A 16,106-nucleotide genomic window follows, 5' to 3' on the forward strand; every position below is an offset into this window, starting at 1 on the left:
ATGGCTCTTTTTGCAACCGAAACCTGGACCATGCGCCACCGACTGCTGCTGACCATTGGCACCATTCTGGTGGTCTGCCAGCTGATCAGCGTCTTCTGGCTATGGCATGAGAGTAAAGAGCAGATCCAGCTGCTGGTGGCCAGCGCCATCGAAGGCCACAACAACCAGAAACATGTGGAGCATGAGGTTCGGGAAGCGGTCGCCAGCCTGCTGGTGCCGAGCCTGCTGATCGTTGGCCTGGCGCTGTATATCAGCATGCTGGCGGTGCGCAAGATCACCCGCCCGCTCTCACGACTGCAAAGCGAGCTGGAGAGCCGCACGCCGGACAACCTCACCCCTATTGTGCTCAGCGAATCAGTGCCCGAAGTCACGGCGGTGACTACCGCCCTGAATCAGCTGGTTTCCCGCCTTAATCTGACCCTCGACCGCGAGCGGCTGTTTACCGCCGACGTGGCGCATGAGCTGCGTACCCCGCTGGCCGGCCTGCGGCTGCACCTTGAGCTGCTGGCGAAAGTGCACGGCATGGGCGTCGACCCGCTGATCCAGCGCCTCGACCAGATGACCAACAGCATTTCCCAGCTGCTGCAGCTGGCGCGTGTCGGACAGTCCTTCTCCGCCGGCAGCTATCAGCAGGTGCTGTTGCTGGATGACGTGGTGAAACCGTTACAGGAAGAGCTGGAAACCATGCTGGCGCAGCGTCAGCAGCGGCTGCTGCTGACGGATGCCGAAAATGAGGCCGTCGTCTCGGGCGACGCGACGCTAATCCGCGTCATTTTGCGCAATCTGGTGGAGAATGCTCACCGCTACAGTCCGGAAGGGTCGACGATCCGTGTGTCGGTGAAAGCGGGCCTGATGCCGGTGTTGTCCGTGGAAGATGAAGGACCGGGGATTGATGAGGCGAAAAGCGGCGAACTGAGTAAAGCCTTTGTGCGCATGGACAGTCGCTACGGCGGCATAGGCCTCGGACTGAGCATCGTCACGCGCATCGCTCAACTGCATGACGCCCAGTTCTTTTTGCATAACCGCCAGCCGGGGCCAGGGGTCCGCGCGTGGGTATTATTCCCGCAGCGTGCGCGTCAGAACGTCAACACCCACTGATGGAAAAAGGCAACAATAATGACCAGGGCGGTGGCGACCGCCAGATATTCACGGAAGTTGATTTTTTGCATGGGCACTATCCTCATCAGGTTGAGGATAGTGTCGCCTGGCGAGATTAAGCGAACATTAAGAAGGCCGCAACGCGGCCTTTTTTTCTTCTCTGCTACTGTGACTGCAAGACGGCGGGTATTGCGCGCCGGCTTTCAGCGTTGCGCCTCTGCGCACATTACGGCCTGCCGTCAGGAAGCGGCGATAAATAGCTCACGCAGCTGATGCAGCTGGTCGCGAATTTGCGCCGCCTCTTCAAACTCGAGGTTCTGGGCGTGCTGCATCATCTGTCCTTCCAGCTCATGAATTTTCTGCTGCAGCGCTTTTGGCGTCATATCCACCCCACTGAGCCCGGCAGGTTCGGCAGTCTTCGCTTTTCCGCGCCCTTTGGCTTTGGTTTTCGCCAGGCCCTGACCCAGCTGCAGGATATCCACCACTTTCTTGTTGAGCCCCTGCGGCACGATGCCGTGCTCTTCGTTATAGCGCTGCTGTTTCTCCCGTCGGCGCTCGGTCTCGCCAATGGCTTTGGCCATCGAGGGGGTGATCTTATCGCCATACAGGATAGCTTTGCCGTTGATATTTCGCGCGGCGCGGCCGATGGTCTGGATCAGCGAGCGTTCGGAGCGCAGGAAGCCCTCTTTGTCGGCATCCAGGATCGCTACCAGCGACACCTCCGGCATATCCAGCCCCTCACGCAGCAGGTTGATCCCTACCAGCACGTCAAACTCGCCCAGGCGCAGGTCGCGGATAATCTCCATACGTTCGACGGTGTCGATATCCGAGTGCAGATAGCGCACGCGCTCACCGTGTTCCTCAAGGTACTCGGTTAAGTCTTCCGCCATCCGCTTGGTAAGGGTAGTGACCAGCACGCGCTCGTTGATGGCCGTACGCAGGCGGATCTCCGACAGCAGATCGTCGACCTGAGTCGCCACCGGCCGCACTTCGATCAGCGGGTCAAGCAGACCGGTAGGCCGCACCACCTGATCCACCACCTCGCCGCCGGATTTATCCAGCTCGTAGGCCCCCGGGGTCGCCGAGACGTAGATGGTTTGCGGCGCCAGCGCTTCGAATTCTTCAAACTTCATCGGCCGGTTGTCCAGCGCCGACGGCAGGCGGAAGCCGTACTCCACCAGCGTCTCTTTACGCGCGCGGTCGCCGCGGTACATGCCGCCAATTTGCGGCACCGTGACGTGGGATTCGTCAATCACCAGCAGGCCGTCTGCCGGCAGATAGTCAAACAGGGTGGGCGGCGGCTCGCCGGGCCCGCGACCGGAGAGGTAGCGCGAGTAGTTTTCAATGCCCGAGCAGTAGCCCAGCTCGTTCATCATTTCGAGGTCAAACTGGGTACGCTGGGTTAAGCGCTGCTCTTCCAGCAGCTTGTTATTTGCCAGCAGCACCTTGCGGCGATCCGCCAGTTCCAGCTTGATCTCTTCCATCGCCTGGACGATGCGTTCCCGCGGCGTCACATAGTGCGTCTTGGGGTAAATGGTATAGCGCGGTACCGTCGACTCCACGTGTCCCGTGAGCGGATCGAACAGCGACAGGCGCTCGACCTCTTCGTCAAACAGCTCAATACGCAGCGCGATATCGTCGGATTCCGCCGGGAAGACGTCGATCACCTCGCCGCGCACGCGAAAGGTGCCGCGCTGGAAGGCCTGATCGTTACGGGTATATTGCAGCTCGGCCAGACGGCGCAGGATCGCGCGCTGATCGATTAGCATCCCCACCGTCAGGTGCAGCATCATCTTCAGGTACAGGTCCGGATCGCCGAGGCCGTAGATAGCCGAGACCGATGCCACCACTACCACGTCGCGCCGCTCAAGCAGCGCTTTGGTGGCCGACAGGCGCATCTGCTCAATATGTTCGTTCACCGAGGCGTCCTTCTCAATGAAGGTATCGGAGCTAGGGACGTAGGCTTCCGGCTGGTAGTAATCGTAGTAGGAGACGAAATACTCGACGGCATTCTCGGGGAAAAACTCTTTCATCTCGCCGTAGAGCTGGGCCGCCAGGGTTTTGTTTGGCGCCAGCACCATCGTCGGCCGCTGCAGGTCGGCAATCACGTTGGCAATGGTAAAGGTTTTACCTGAACCGGTGACCCCCAGCAGCGTTTGATGCGCAAGCCCATCCTCCAGCCCCTCTTCCAGGCGACGGATGGCTTCCGGTTGGTCTCCGGAGGGACGAAAGGCAGAATGCAGTACAAACGATTTACTCATCGATCAGAACCTGAAGAAAGATTTAGCGGCCGGTGTTTAATTCTACCCCCCGGGCCGTTTTTTGCCAACAAATTATACTGGATATTTAACCAGTATCTACTTATGATAGCGCCAGAAGCCGGCTTTTTAGCCGGCAAGTTGGGTACAAAACGCCCGCCGGGCGGAATAATCGTCCGACTGTCAGGGTTATCCCCAGAAATTTTGACCTTTTAACATTTGTCAAGCGAACGGGTGAAAGTTTTATGGCAGCAGATGACGCTTTTCTTACACCCATTGATTTTATCTAACAAGCTGATATTTAATGAGTTTAAAGAAAAGACGCCTTTCGCGTCAATTCAGCCGCAAGCCGCGCACGCTCTAGCTTACCGCAGGTTTTCTAACTCTAATACACAAGGTTATCCACAGGAATAGTGGATAACTGTCTGCAGCCCAAGACCGCCGCCGCCCGGCGCTTATCGACTTTCGCCGTAAACTGCGTGGCGAAAAATTTTTATCGAACTATTTTTGATAACTATCCGCCTAAAGCCGCTCGATTTTTGCTGCTTTTTGCACCACCCTTTAGCGTCGGGCACCGGAAAAGTGCAGCTGCGGCGCTGACGGTGCCCGATGGTATCGGCGTTTCGCGCTTTTTTCCGAGCGTTCTTTTTCCTGGCAAGAGTTTTGCAGCATCTTTCTGTCGCCCTGACGCCAGGATAAGGAGAAAACGTCCATGTTGAATTTACAGGCAGTAAATCATTTTTATGGCAACCAGCACTCGTTGTGGAATGTCGATCTTGAACTACGCCCGGGAGAGTGCATTGGCGTACTGGGACGCGAGGGCATGGGGAAGACCACCCTGGTTAACTGTATTGTCGGACACCTGCCGGTGACCAGCGGCCGCATGACCTGGCATGACATTGGCGCCCCGCCGCGGGATCTCACTCCCCTCTCCGCCCAGTCGCGCAGCGCCATCGGTATCGGCTACGTTCCCCAGGATCAACGTATCTTTTCGCAGCTCAGTGTGGAAGAGAATCTACATATCGCCCTCGCGGCCGGGAAACCGGGGGTAAACGCCAGCGGCGGCGAAATCTATGAGCACTTTCCCGAACTTTATGCCCTGCGACAGCGCAAAGGCGCCTCGCTGAGCGCCGACGATCAGTTCCAGCTGGCGCTGGCCAGGGCGCTTATCGTCCAGCCACGGCTGCTGATTCTCGATGAACCTTCGCGTGGCAGAGGGCCGCGCTGTCTGCAAAAGCTGGCCGATCTACTGCTGCGGTTGAATCGCGATATCGGCCTGACGGTGCTGCTCGCCGAGCAGCACCTGCCCTTTATCCGCCGGGTAGCGGATCGCTTTTGTCTCTTGCACCGGGGGCGTAACGTCGCCGAGGGCGATATTATGGCGCTTGATGAGCCGCTGCTGGCGCAGTGGATGACGCCGGATCCAGCGCCCTGAGGTCCAGATACTGGCCGAGATCGCCACGCTGCGCGATGTCCGCAAGCCACGGTATTTCACCGAGGAACGGCGCGGCCAGCCGCTGTTTCAGCGTCGCCAGATACTCGGCGTGACGCTTGCCCGGCGGCTGCACGTCATTGGCGATCCAGCCCGCTAAAGGCAGCCCCGCCTGGCGTACCGCCTGGGCGGTAAGCATCGCATGGTTGATACAGCCGAGCTTAACCCCCACCACCAGAATGACCGGCAGCTGCTCGCTCTGCACCCAGTCGGCAAAGGTCAGGGTGTCCGAGAGCGGCGTGAACCAGCCACCGGCCCCTTCCACCAGCACCCAGTCGGCGAGATTTTCTAACTCGCGCAGCCCACCGGAAAGCGCCGCCGCGGCGATTGGCCGACCTTCATCGGCGCTGATGATGTGCGGTGAGGTCGGCTCGGCGAAGGTGTAGGGGTTTACCTGGTCGTAGCGCAGCGCGACCCGGCTATGGCGCTGCAGGGCCAGCGCATCTTCATTGCGTAACCCGTGTGCGGTCAGGTCGCTACCGGAAGCCACCGGCTTATAGCCCGCGGTGTTAAATCCCAGCTGATTCGCCGCCTGCAGCAGCGCGCTGCTGGCGACCGTTTTACCGACTTCAGTATCGGTTCCGGTAACGAAGAAACGTTTAGTCACGTTCAATGACTCCTGTAAAAAGAGAATACGTCAGCGGGCAGTGGCCCTGCTGTTGCGGCCAGGCCAGCTGCAGTTCGCGCAGTTTGCCGCGGCCAAGCGGGGCGGATGCCCGCCCCTGGTGCAAATGGGTGGCGCCGATGCCCTTCAGCGAGCGCATAGCGCTCAGCGCATCGGTGAACGGCAGGCTAATCTGATGCACCTCGCCGGTCGCGCGCAGGCCGCTCAGCGCCGCGCGCACCGCCCTTTCGCTGAGAAAACGGTTGGCATGCGGCCGGTCGTCAACTGCCCGCCACGCCTGATTCAGTTCCGGCAGCGAGTCGGCCAGCAGCGTGGTAAACGCCACCCTACCGCCGGGGCGCACCACCCGATACAGCTCGCCGAGGGCTGTGCGTAGATCGTCGCACCACTGCACCGCCAGGTTGCTCCATGCCAGATCGACGCAGGCATCCGGCAACGGTAGCGCTTCGATATCGCCCTGCAGATAATGCTGTGCAGCATCTTGGCGTTGCGCCTGCGCCAGCATCCCGGAGGAGAGATCCAGTGCGGTAACTTCGCTTCCCGCTTCGCGCCAGTAGCGACTCATGCTGCCGGGGCCGCAGCCAGCATCCAGCACCTGAGCAAAATTGCGGCGCGCTAGCTGGCGCAGCAGCAGATCGGCGCTGCGCCGCTGCAGTTCATCATGTTGCGTATAGCCGCTGGCCGCCCGGCCAAACGCCGCGGCCACCGCCTGCTTATTCACCGTGGCCATGCAGCGCCTCCAGTAAACGGTTAATGTCCTCAGCCTGATGGGCGGCGGTCAGGGTCAGACGCAGGCGAGCGCTGCCGACCGGCACCGTCGGCGGACGGATCGCCGTTGCCCAGCAGCCGGCCTCGCGCAGACGGCAGGCCAGGCTCAGCGCCCGGGCGTTATCCCCGACGATCAGCGGCTGGATCGCGCTGACGGAATCGGTCAGCCCCAGCGATACCTCGCTCATTCCCTCGCGGAACTGACGGATGCGGGTGGTCAGGGTTTCCCGCCGCTGCTGCCCCTCATCGCTGCGAATGATTCGCAGGGCCGCGCTCAGCGCCACCGCCTGCGCGGGCGGCATCGCAGTGCTGTAGATCAGATGACGGGCAAACTGCAGCAGATAGTCGGCCATCGACTCACTGCACAGTACCGCCGCGCCGCTCACCCCAAACGCCTTGCCGAAGGTGACTACCAGCAGCTCCGGGCGAACCGCCTGCGTATGACAGCTTCCGCGCCCTTCATCGCCAATCGCCCCGATTCCGTGAGCATCATCAACCAGTAATAATGCTCCGGCGCTGCGGGCTGCCGCCTGAATGTCAGCCAGCGGCGCGCTGTCGCCGTCCATACTGAAAATCCCTTCGGTAACGACTAACTGCTGGCCGTCCAGCGGTTTCGCCAGCCGTTGCGCGAGCTGCTGCGGGTCATTGTGGGCAAAACGGCGCAGCTGGGCCGGGCTGAGGCTGGCCGCCTCCAGCAGGGAAGCGTGGCTCAGGCGATCGGCGACAATCCGATCGTCTTTTTCCGCCAGCGCGGCAACCAGCGCCTGATTCGCGGCAAAGCCGGAGATAAACAGCAGGGCCCGCGGATAGCCCAGCCAGTCGGCAAGTTCCTCTTCCAGCGCGCGATGCGCCTCGCTGTAGCCGCTTACGTGGCCCGACCCGCCGGAACCGACGCCATACCGTTCCGCCCCCTGCTGCCAGGCGGCGATAATCGCGCCATGCTGGCTCAGGCCCAGGTAGTCATTGCTGGAGAAGTTGAGCCAGCGCTCCCCTTCCCGTTCCAGCCAGCGTCCGGCGCCGTGGCTTACCGGCAGACGGCGGCGAAGGGCATCCGCCGCCCGCCGTTCGTCCAGCGCTCGATCGATTCGCTGCTGCCAGCTCATAGTGCCGCCGCGTTGTAATATTCCTCAGTGTCCGGGGTGAGTAAGGCCTGCTCCAGACGCTGCTGTTGCTCATTGTCCCCTTCCAGCACCGCCGTCTGCTGCGGATTGATCCCCAGCTTGCGGAACAGCTGCAGGTCTTTGTCCTCTTCCGGGTTCGGCGTGGTCAGTAGCTTGCAGCCGTAGAAAATCGAGTTCGCCCCAGCCATAAAGCACATCGCCTGGGTCTGCTCGTTCATCTGTTCGCGCCCGGCGGAAAGCCGCACGTAGGAGGTGGGCATCATGATGCGCGCGATGGCGATGGTGCGGATGAAATCGAAGGCGTCGACATCGTCATTATCCGCCAGCGGCGTGCCTTTAACCTTCACCAGCATGTTGATCGGTACGCTCTCCGGCGGCGTGGGCAGGTTGGCCAACTGCAGCAGCAGCCCGGCGCGATCTTTCACGGTCTCTCCCAGCCCGACGATGCCGCCGGAGCAGACTTTGATCCCGGCATCGCGCACTTTGTCCAGCGTATCCAGGCGCTCCTGATAGGTGCGGGTGGTGATGATGTTGCCGTAAAATTCCGGCGAGGTGTCGAGGTTGTGGTTGTAGTAATCGAGTCCCGCCTCGGCCAGGCGCTGCGCCTGGCTGTCGGTCAGGGTACCGAGCGTCATACAGGACTCCAGCCCCAGCGCCTTGACGCCTTTCACCATCTGCTCCAGATAGGGCATATCGCGGTCGTTGGGGTTCTTCCATGCCGCGCCCATGCAGAAGCGGGTCGAGCCGGCGTTTTTCGCCTGGCGCGCCGATTCCAGCACCTGCTCGACTTCCATCAGGCGCTCTGATTCAAGACCGGTTTTGTAGCGTGCGCTTTGCGGGCAATATTTACAGTCTTCCGGACAAGCGCCGGTTTTAATCGACAGCAACGTACTGACCTGCACCTGACGCGGATCAAAGTGTTGACGATGGATTTGCTGCGCTTCGAACAGTAGATCGATGAGCGGTTTATTAAATAACTCAGTAACTTGCGACATTGTCCAGCGGGGGGGGTGAGCCATTGTCCTCTCCAAAGGTCGTACACTTCCTATTTCACACAGCCTCTTTGTTGGCTGCACTCGCGCACCCCAGTCACATAGTGAACTATGCTCCTGGGGATGTTCTCGCTTGCCGCCTCGATGCTGCGCGAAATATTTTGTGTACGTTTCATTGTAAGTAAGTTCAGTGTAGACTTGTAAACCTAAATGTTTTCAAAATGGTTTACAAGTCGCTTATGACACTGGACGATCTCACCTTCGATCGGCGCCACATCTGGCACCCCTACACCTCTATGACTTCCCCCCTGCCGGTCTACCCGGTGGTTTCCGCCCACGGTTGCGAGCTGTCCCTCGCCGGCGGCGAACAGCTGATTGACGGTATGTCCTCCTGGTGGGCGGCGATCCACGGTTACAATCACCCGCGCCTGAATGCGGCGATGAAAGCGCAGATCGACCAGATGTCGCACGTGATGTTCGGCGGGATCACCCATCCGTCGGCGGTGGCGCTGTGCCGCCAGCTGGTGGCGATGACCCCGCCATCGCTGGAGTGCGTTTTCCTCGCCGATTCCGGTTCGGTGGCGGTAGAGGTGGCGATGAAAATGGCGCTGCAGTACTGGCAGGCGAAAGGCCAGCCGCGCCGTCGATTCCTGACCTTCCGCAACGGCTATCACGGTGACACGTTCGGCGCGATGTCGGTCTGCGATCCGCAGAACTCGATGCACAGCCTGTGGCAGGGCTACCTGCCGGATAACCTGTTTGCCCCCGCGCCGCAAAGCCGCTTCGATGGCGAGTGGGATGAGCTGGATATGGTGCCGTTTGCCCGCCTGATGGCCGCGCATCGCCACGACATCGCCGCGGTGATCCTCGAACCGGTAGTCCAGGGCGCGGGCGGCATGCGCATGTACCACCCGGAGTGGCTGAAGCGAGTGCGTAAAATGTGCGACCGGGAAGGGATTTTGCTGATCGCCGATGAGATTGCCACCGGCTTTGGCCGTACCGGCAAACTGTTCGCCTGCGAGCATGCCGGTATCTCCGCCGATATTCTGTGTCTGGGTAAAGCGCTGACCGGCGGCACCATGACCCTTTCCGCCGCCATCACCACCCGCGAGGTGGCAGAAACCATCAGCAATGGCGAAGCCGGCTGCTTTATGCACGGCCCCACCTTTATGGGCAATGCGCTGGCCTGCGCGGTGGCCAGCGAAAGCCTGCGCCTGCTGGAGAGCGGCGAATGGCAACAGCAGGTGGCGGCGATTGAAGCCCAGCTGAAGGCCGAGCTGGCGCCGGCGCGCGAGTCAGAATGGGTCGCCGACGTGCGCGTACTGGGCGCGATTGGCGTGGTTGAAACCCGGCATCCGGTGAACATGGCCGCCCTGCAGCGCTTTTTCGTCGAACAGGGGGTGTGGATCCGCCCGTTTGGCCGCCTGATCTACCTGATGCCGCCGTACATCATTACGCCCGGGCAGCTGACCCGCCTGACCCGTGCGGTCAACCTGGCCGTGCAGGACGAAACATTTTTTAGCGAATAAATAGCGGAATTGCGTCGTCGGGAAGGCTACACTTCTTTGTTAATCAGCGCATTATCAATGAGGATGAAGCATGAAACTGATCAGTCACGATCTCCAGGACGGCGGCAAACTGCCTAACCGTCACGTCTTCAACGGCATGGGCTACGATGGCGATAATATTTCACCGCACCTGATGTGGGACGACGTCCCCGCCGGAACTAAAAGCTTTGTGGTGACCTGCTACGATCCGGATGCGCCGACCGGCTCCGGCTGGTGGCACTGGGTGGTGGCTAACCTGCCTGCTGATACCCGCGTCCTGCCGCAGGGGGCCGGCTCCGGTCAGGCGGAGCTGCCGGAAGAGGCCGTTCAGACCCGCACCGATTTTGGTAAAGCGGGATACGGCGGCGCGGCGCCGCCAAAGGGCGAAACCCACCGCTACATTTTTACCGTCCACGCCCTGGATATCGATAAGATTGATGTCGATGCCGAGGCCAGCGGCGCGATGGTCGGCTTTAATGTCCATTTCCATTCGCTCGCCAGCGCTTCCATCACCGCCCTGTTCAGTTAATCTTCCCCCGGATAGCGGCTTGCGCCTTATCCGGGCTACTCGCTATGGTCAGTGCCATTTGTAGCCCCGGTAAGCGCAGCGCCACCGGGGGAGTTGCTTTACTGTTCGGTGACCACCTGCAGCGCGGTTTTACGCACCCGCGCATACCACACCACCGTCAGCAGCCCCAGCCAGACCAACCCGGCGATCAGCGCCATCCGCGTCTCGGCAAACATTCCCAGCACGGCGATGACCAGCCCCATAAACAGCAGCGTTAACAGCGGCGCCACCGGCCAGAACGGGATGGGGAATTCGATCTTACTGCGCTCTTCGGCCGACAATCCCCGGCGCATAGCGAAATGGGACAACAGGATCATCAGCCACACCCACACCGTGGCGAATGCCGCCAGCGAGGCAATTAGCACAAATACCTGCTCAGGGATCAGATAGTTCAGCACTACCGCCGCCAGCAGGGCGCTGCCCATGACCACCACCGTCATCCAGGGTACGCCGTTGCTGGCGATGCGCTGGAAGCTTTTCGGCGCCAGCCCCTCTTTCGACATCCCGTACATCATGCGCCCGGCGCCAAAAATATCGCTGTTAATCGCCGAGATACTGGCGCTGATCACAATGATATTGAGAATAGTCGCCGCCGCCGGGATCCCCAGGCCGTCGAAAATCAGCACAAACGGACTCCCCTGCTCGCCAAAGCTGTTCCACGGGAAAATCGCCATCAGCACCGCCAGGGTGCAGACGTAGAACAGAATAATCCGCAGCGGAATGGTATTGATGGCCTGCGGGATCACCTTCCGGGGATCTTTCGCTTCCGCGGCGGTGACGCCGATAATCTCCACCCCGCCGAAGGCGAACATCACGATACCGAGCGAGGCGATGACGCCCTGCCAGCCGTTAGGGGCAAAGCCGCCGTGGCTCCACAGGTTTTCCAGCCCGGTGGCCGGGAAGCTGTGGCCAAAGCCAAAGAAGATGATCCCCGCCCCCGCCAGCATCATGGCGATAATCGCCACCACCTTCACCAGCGACAGCCAGAACTCCATCTCACCGAACACCCGCACGTTGCACAGGTTCATGGCGCCGATAAAGAAGATGATGCTGAGGATCCAAATCCAGCGCGGTACATCGGGGTACCACAATCCCATATAGATACCGAATGCGGTGACGTCGGCCAGCGCCACGATCACCATTTCAAAGGTATAGGTCCAGCCGGTAATAAACCCGGCCAGCGGCCCGAGATACTGACGGGCGTAGCTGCCGAAGGAACCAGAAACCGGGTTGCGCACCGCCATCTCGCCCAGCGCGCGCATAACGATAAACACCGCCGCGCCACCGATGAGATAGGCCAGCAGTACCGCCGGACCCGCCGCCTTAATGGCGGATGCCGAACCGTAAAACAGCCCGGTGCCGATCGCGGAACCGAGCGCAATAAACCGAATGTGTCGGGCATTGAGCCCGCGCAGCAGATGTGGCTTGTGTTGTTGTTGCATATACAGGTGTCCTGATTTTTTTATATGACGACAAATATGCGATGTAGGGCGGTCGGGGGAATGACGTCCCCCGACGCGGGTACAGAGAACAACGGTGATTAATGCAGTACGGCAGGCAGCAGACGCGTCAGGTGACGGGCCGCCAGAAGCGCAATGGCGTTATCGATATCCGGGGCGAAGTAGCGATCCTGCGTATAGTGCGGCACGCGTTCGCGCAGCAGATGACGCGCCTCTTCCAGCAGCGGACTGGTGGTCAGCCCTTCGCGCATATCCAGCCCCTGCGCCGCCGCCAGCCACTCGACGGCCAGCACCCCACGGGTGTTTTCCGCCATCGCCCACAGGCGACGACCGGCAGCCGGCGCCATCGAGACGTGGTCTTCCTGGTTCGCGGAAGTTGGCAGGCTGTCAACGCTATGCGGGTGCGACAGCGCTTTGTTTTCACTGGCTAACGCCGCCGCCGTGACCTGGGCGATCATAAAGCCGGAGTTGACGCCGCCATTTTTGACGAGGAACGGCGGCAGCTGCGACATATGGCTGTCCATCATCAGCGCGATACGGCGCTCGGAGAGTGAGCCGATTTCCGCGATCGCCAGCGCGATATTATCCGCCGCCATCGCTACCGGTTCGGCATGGAAGTTACCGCCGGAGATGACGTCATTTTCAGCGGCAAAGACCAGCGGGTTATCGGAGACCGCATTCGCTTCGGCTAACAGTACTTCCGCCGCCTGGCGGATCTGCGTCAGGCAGGCGCCCATCACCTGCGGCTGACAGCGCAGAGAGTACGGATCCTGCACCTTGGCGCAGTTATGGTGCGACTGCGAAATCGCGCTGTCATCGGTCAACAGGTGGCGATACAGCGCCGCCGCATCAATCTGGCCACGCTGGCCGCGTACCTCATGAATACGCGCATCGAACGGACGACGCGAACCCAGCGCCGCTTCGGTGGTTAACGCCCCGCAAACGACCGCGGAGGCGAACAGATCTTCGGCTTCGAACAGGCCGCGCAGCGCAAAAGCCGTCGACGCCTGGGTGCCGTTCAGCAGCGCCAGACCTTCTTTCGCCGCCAGGGTAATCGGCTCCAGCCCCACCTGACGCAGCGCGTCCGTCGCCGGCAGCCATTCGCCGCCGCGTACCCGCGCTTTGCCTTCGCCCAGCAGCGTCAGCGACATATGCGCCAGCGGCGCGAGGTCGCCGGAGGCGCCGACGGAACCTTTCGCCGGGATCCACGGCGTCACGCCGGCATTGACCAGGCCAATCAGCGCCTGGATCACGCTCAAGCGGATCCCGGAGAAGCCGCGGGACAGGCTGTTAATCTTCAGCACCATAATCAGGCGCGCCAGGTCATCGTCCAGCGGCTCGCCAACGCCCGCCGCATGGGATAACACCAGCGAACGCTGCAGATTCTCCAGATCTTCCGTCGAGATACGGGTCTGGGCCAGCAGGCCAAAACCGGTGTTAATACCGTAGGCGGTCCGCCCTTCGGCAAGGATGGCGTTAACGCAGGCCACGCTCTCATCGATTGCCGCAAACGCGCTGCTATCGAGGGTGATGTTCAGCGGGTGGCTGTAAACTTCGCGGAGCTGCGACAGGCTCAGTTGCCCCGGAATGAGCGTTAAAGATTTCATTTAGCGTTCCCCTGCGTTGCCGCAACCATCGGAAGATTCAGACCCTGTTCCGCCGCACATTCAATGGCGATATCGTAACCCGCATCGGCATGACGCATCACGCCGGTCGCCGGGTCGTTATGCAGGACGCGAGCGATACGCGCCGCCGCTTCATCGGTACCATCACAGACGATAACCATCCCGGAGTGCTGCGAGAAGCCCATGCCTACGCCGCCGCCGTGGTGCAACGACACCCAGGTCGCGCCGCTGGCGGTGTTAAGCAGGGCGTTGAGCAGCGGCCAGTCGGATACCGCATCCGAGCCGTCGCGCATGGCCTCGGTTTCGCGGTTCGGGCTGGCGACGGAGCCGGAATCAAGGTGATCGCGGCCAATGACGATCGGCGCGGAGACTTCGCCGCTACGCACCATTTCGTTAAAGGCCAGCCCCAGCTTCTGCCGCCACTCCAGACCGACCCAGCAGATACGCGCCGGCAGTCCCTGGAAGCTGATGCGCTCGCGCGCCATATCCAGCCAGTGGTGCAGATGCTGATCATCTTTAATGATCTCTTTCACTTTCGCGTCGGTTTTGTAGATATCCTGCGGATCGCCGGACAGCGCCACCCAACGGAACGGGCCGATACCGCGGCAGAACAGCGGGCGGATATACGCCGGCACGAAGCCCGGGAAATCGAAGGCGTTGCTGACGCCCATTTCCTGCGCCATCTGGCGGATGTTGTTGCCGTAGTCGAAGGTTGGTACGCCCATTTCATTAAAGGCCAGCATCGCCTGAACGTGGTCGGCCATCGAGCGTTTGGCCGCCAGAATAGTGCCCTGCGGATCGGATTCGGCTTTCTGCTGATACTCTTCCCAGCTCCAGCCTTTCGGCAGATAGCCGTGCAGCGGGTCGTGGGCGCTGGTCTGGTCGGTGACCATATCCGGGCGCACGCCGCGTTTCACCAGTTCCGGAACGATATCCGCGGCGTTGCCGCACAGCGCGATGGAGATAGCGCGGCCTTCGGCGGTATATTTTTTGATGCGCGCCAGGGCGTCATCCAGAGAAGTGGCCTGTTCATCCACGTAGCGGGTACGCAGACGGAAATCGATGCGGCTCTGCTGACATTCAATGTTCAGCGAGCAGGCGCCGGCCAGCGTCGCGGCCAGCGGCTGCGCGCCGCCCATACCGCCCAGACCGGCAGTTAACACCCAGCGGCCTTTCAGGTTGCCCTGATAGTGCTGGCGACCCGCTTCGACGAAGGTTTCGTAGGTGCCCTGTACGATGCCCTGGCTACCGATGTAGATCCAGCTGCCGGCGGTCATTTGGCCGTACATCGCCAGCCCTTTGGCATCCAGTTCGTTGAAGTGTTCCCAGGTGGCCCAGTGCGGAACCAGGTTGGAGTTAGCGATCAGCACGCGCGGCGAGTTTTCATGCGTTTTAAAGACGCCGACCGGTTTACCGGACTGCACCAGCAGGGTCTCATCGCTTTCCAGGTTTTTCAGCGCCTTCACGATAGCGTCATAGCATTCCCAGTTGCGCGCAGCGCGACCAATACCGCCATAGACCACCAGCTCATGCGGGTTTTCGGCGACATCGGGATCGAGGTTATTCATTAACATACGCAGCGGCGCTTCGGTCAACCAGCTCCTGGCGGTCAGCGTCGTGCCTCTCGGGGCTCGGACGTCCAGCTGGCGATATTTGCTTTGCGACATCGGGGTTTCTCCTGACAATGAACGTTGTTTACGTAGATACATATACTTGTCTATACAAGCATGTGCAAGCCAGGATTTAACAGAAATGATACAATTTTGTTATATTGCGTCAGCAATCACGTTTTGCTGACGCCAGTGTGGATCAGGAGCCAAAGCGGCCCTGCAGACGATAACGGCTACCGGGGAACAGCAGGCGCGCGTGGGAGACGATGTGAGTTGTCGACCAGGTGCGGCGACGGATCAGCAGGCACGGATCGTGGGCGTGAATATGCAGCAGGGCACACTCTTCCGCCGTGGCCTGCACCGCTTCAACAATATGTTCACCTTCGGTTAACGGCGCGATCAGCGACAGATAATCATGCGGCGTGGTGGCGGTGTAGTCCTGATGCAGATAGTCCGGTACCACCGCGGCATTCACACAGCGATCTTCGATTTGCACCGGGACGTCGTTTTCGTAATGCACCATCAGCGAGTGAAAGATACGGGTACCTTCCGCGACGCTGAGCGCCGTCGCCTGAATATGATCCGCCCGGGTCTCCTCCAGCAGGAGCACCTCACAGCGGTGCTGATGGTGACGGGCAACAATTTCCGCCGCAATGCTGCGCACTTCAAACAGCGCCGACTGCCCTTTCGGCTCGGCGACAAAGGTTCCCACCCCTTGCAACCTGACCAGCAGGCCTTCATCCGTCAGCTCGCGCAGCGCGCGGTTGATGGTCATGCGGCTGAAGCCGAACTGCGCCACCAGCTCGGCTTCCGAAGGGATACGGTCATGTGGTCGCCAGACGCCGCTGTGGATCTTTTCACCGATAGCCTGCTTCACCTTCTCATAAAAAGGCGCGGGCGCGGAACGGGGTTGCTGTGAAAACATAGCCTGGCTTTCCTTTT

13 protein-coding genes and 1 pseudogene are annotated in these 16,106 nt (G+C 60.7%); 5 read left to right on the forward strand and 9 right to left on the reverse strand.

What is annotated here, in order from left to right:
* Positions 1–1,098 (forward strand): two-component system sensor histidine kinase PmrB, encoded by a 1,098-nt coding sequence (pmrB, locus tag B8P98_RS19615; protein WP_080897256.1) that lies wholly within the window; start codon positions 1–3, stop codon positions 1,096–1,098.
* A gap of 239 nt (positions 1,099–1,337) precedes the next feature.
* On the opposite strand, the gene uvrB is transcribed toward pmrB, so the two are convergent.
* Positions 1,338–3,359 (reverse strand): excinuclease ABC subunit UvrB, encoded by a 2,022-nt coding sequence (gene uvrB, locus B8P98_RS19625; RefSeq protein WP_025714205.1) that lies wholly within the window; start codon positions 3,357–3,359, stop codon positions 1,338–1,340.
* A gap of 410 nt (positions 3,360–3,769) precedes the next feature.
* Here uvrB and B8P98_RS19635 point away from each other — a divergent pair.
* A pseudogene (locus tag B8P98_RS19635) lies at positions 3,770–3,979 on the forward strand (hypothetical protein); the annotation flags it as partial.
* An 89-nt stretch (positions 3,980–4,068) separates the two neighbouring features.
* Positions 4,069–4,791, forward strand: a complete 723-nt coding sequence (locus tag B8P98_RS19640; protein WP_025714206.1) for an ABC transporter ATP-binding protein — start codon at positions 4,069–4,071, stop codon at positions 4,789–4,791.
* Here B8P98_RS19640 and bioD read toward each other — a convergent pair.
* From bioD to bioB, 4 genes are read right to left on the reverse strand one after another with little or no spacing between them, the layout of a single operon-like run.
* A complete protein-coding gene (gene bioD, locus B8P98_RS19645; protein ID WP_025714207.1) occupies positions 4,733–5,455 on the reverse strand; it encodes a dethiobiotin synthase in 723 nt (240 codons plus the stop codon). The two genes, B8P98_RS19640 and bioD, sit on opposite strands and share 59 nt — an antisense overlap.
* Positions 5,448–6,203: a malonyl-ACP O-methyltransferase BioC gene (bioC, locus tag B8P98_RS19650; protein WP_080897258.1), complete on the reverse strand. Its 756-nt coding sequence runs from the start codon at positions 6,201–6,203 to the stop codon at positions 5,448–5,450. Before bioC ends, bioD begins: the two co-directional genes overlap by 8 nt.
* On the reverse strand, positions 6,187–7,344 hold the full coding sequence (bioF, locus tag B8P98_RS19655) for an 8-amino-7-oxononanoate synthase (RefSeq protein ID WP_080897260.1): 1,158 nt from the start codon (positions 7,342–7,344) through the stop codon (positions 6,187–6,189). The genes bioC and bioF overlap by 17 nt, the downstream gene beginning before the upstream one ends.
* The gene (gene bioB / locus B8P98_RS19660; protein ID WP_025714211.1) at positions 7,341–8,381 is read right to left on the reverse strand and encodes a biotin synthase BioB; all 1,041 of its coding nucleotides are present in this window, start codon (positions 8,379–8,381) and stop codon (positions 7,341–7,343) included. Before bioB ends, bioF begins: the two co-directional genes overlap by 4 nt.
* A 212-nt stretch (positions 8,382–8,593) precedes the next feature.
* On the opposite strand from bioB, the gene bioA reads away from it, so the two are divergent.
* Entirely contained in the window at positions 8,594–9,883 is a 1,290-nt protein-coding gene (gene bioA, locus B8P98_RS19665) for an adenosylmethionine--8-amino-7-oxononanoate transaminase (RefSeq protein WP_025714212.1), read from the forward strand.
* Positions 9,884–9,953: 70 nt separating this feature from the next.
* Positions 9,954–10,430: a kinase inhibitor gene (locus tag B8P98_RS19670; RefSeq protein ID WP_008805732.1), complete on the forward strand. Its 477-nt coding sequence runs from the start codon at positions 9,954–9,956 to the stop codon at positions 10,428–10,430.
* Between the two features lie 98 nt (positions 10,431–10,528).
* On the opposite strand, the gene B8P98_RS19675 is transcribed toward B8P98_RS19670, so the two are convergent.
* From B8P98_RS19675 to B8P98_RS19690, 4 genes are all read right to left on the reverse strand, one after another.
* Positions 10,529–11,911 (reverse strand): amino acid permease, encoded by a 1,383-nt coding sequence (locus tag B8P98_RS19675; protein WP_025711762.1) that lies wholly within the window; start codon positions 11,909–11,911, stop codon positions 10,529–10,531.
* Between the two features lie 98 nt (positions 11,912–12,009).
* On the reverse strand, positions 12,010–13,536 hold the full coding sequence (hutH, locus tag B8P98_RS19680) for a histidine ammonia-lyase (RefSeq protein WP_080897262.1): 1,527 nt from the start codon (positions 13,534–13,536) through the stop codon (positions 12,010–12,012).
* Positions 13,533–15,221 (reverse strand): urocanate hydratase, encoded by a 1,689-nt coding sequence (gene hutU, locus B8P98_RS31720; protein WP_080897263.1) that lies wholly within the window; start codon positions 15,219–15,221, stop codon positions 13,533–13,535. Before hutU ends, hutH begins: the two co-directional genes overlap by 4 nt.
* 142 nt (positions 15,222–15,363) lie before the next feature.
* Positions 15,364–16,089, reverse strand: coding sequence for a histidine utilization repressor (locus B8P98_RS19690; protein ID WP_060876137.1), 726 nt, complete (start codon positions 16,087–16,089; stop codon positions 15,364–15,366).
* Positions 16,090–16,106: the final 17 nt, after the last annotated feature.

Source organism: Klebsiella quasivariicola, from assembly GCF_002269255.1.
GTDB lineage: Bacteria > Pseudomonadota > Gammaproteobacteria > Enterobacterales > Enterobacteriaceae > Klebsiella > Klebsiella quasivariicola.

Coding starts and splice junctions, on each gene's coding strand:
- pmrB (WP_080897256.1), top strand. CDS start 1: ATGGCTCTTTTTGCAACCGAAACCTGGACCATGCGCCACCGACTGCTG.
- uvrB (WP_025714205.1), bottom strand. CDS start 3,359: ATGAGTAAATCGTTTGTACTGCATTCTGCCTTTCGTCCCTCCGGAGAC.
- B8P98_RS19640 (WP_025714206.1), top strand. CDS start 4,069: ATGTTGAATTTACAGGCAGTAAATCATTTTTATGGCAACCAGCACTCG.
- bioC (WP_080897258.1), bottom strand. CDS start 6,203: ATGGCCACGGTGAATAAGCAGGCGGTGGCCGCGGCGTTTGGCCGGGCG.
- bioF (WP_080897260.1), bottom strand. CDS start 7,344: ATGAGCTGGCAGCAGCGAATCGATCGAGCGCTGGACGAACGGCGGGCG.
- bioB (WP_025714211.1), bottom strand. CDS start 8,381: ATGGCTCACCCCCCCCGCTGGACAATGTCGCAAGTTACTGAGTTATTT.
- bioA (WP_025714212.1), top strand. CDS start 8,594: ATGACACTGGACGATCTCACCTTCGATCGGCGCCACATCTGGCACCCC.
- B8P98_RS19670 (WP_008805732.1), top strand. CDS start 9,954: ATGAAACTGATCAGTCACGATCTCCAGGACGGCGGCAAACTGCCTAAC.
- B8P98_RS19675 (WP_025711762.1), bottom strand. CDS start 11,911: ATGCAACAACAACACAAGCCACATCTGCTGCGCGGGCTCAATGCCCGA.
- hutH (WP_080897262.1), bottom strand. CDS start 13,536: ATGAAATCTTTAACGCTCATTCCGGGGCAACTGAGCCTGTCGCAGCTC.
- hutU (WP_080897263.1), bottom strand. CDS start 15,221: ATGTCGCAAAGCAAATATCGCCAGCTGGACGTCCGAGCCCCGAGAGGC.
- B8P98_RS19690 (WP_060876137.1), bottom strand. CDS start 16,089: ATGTTTTCACAGCAACCCCGTTCCGCGCCCGCGCCTTTTTATGAGAAG.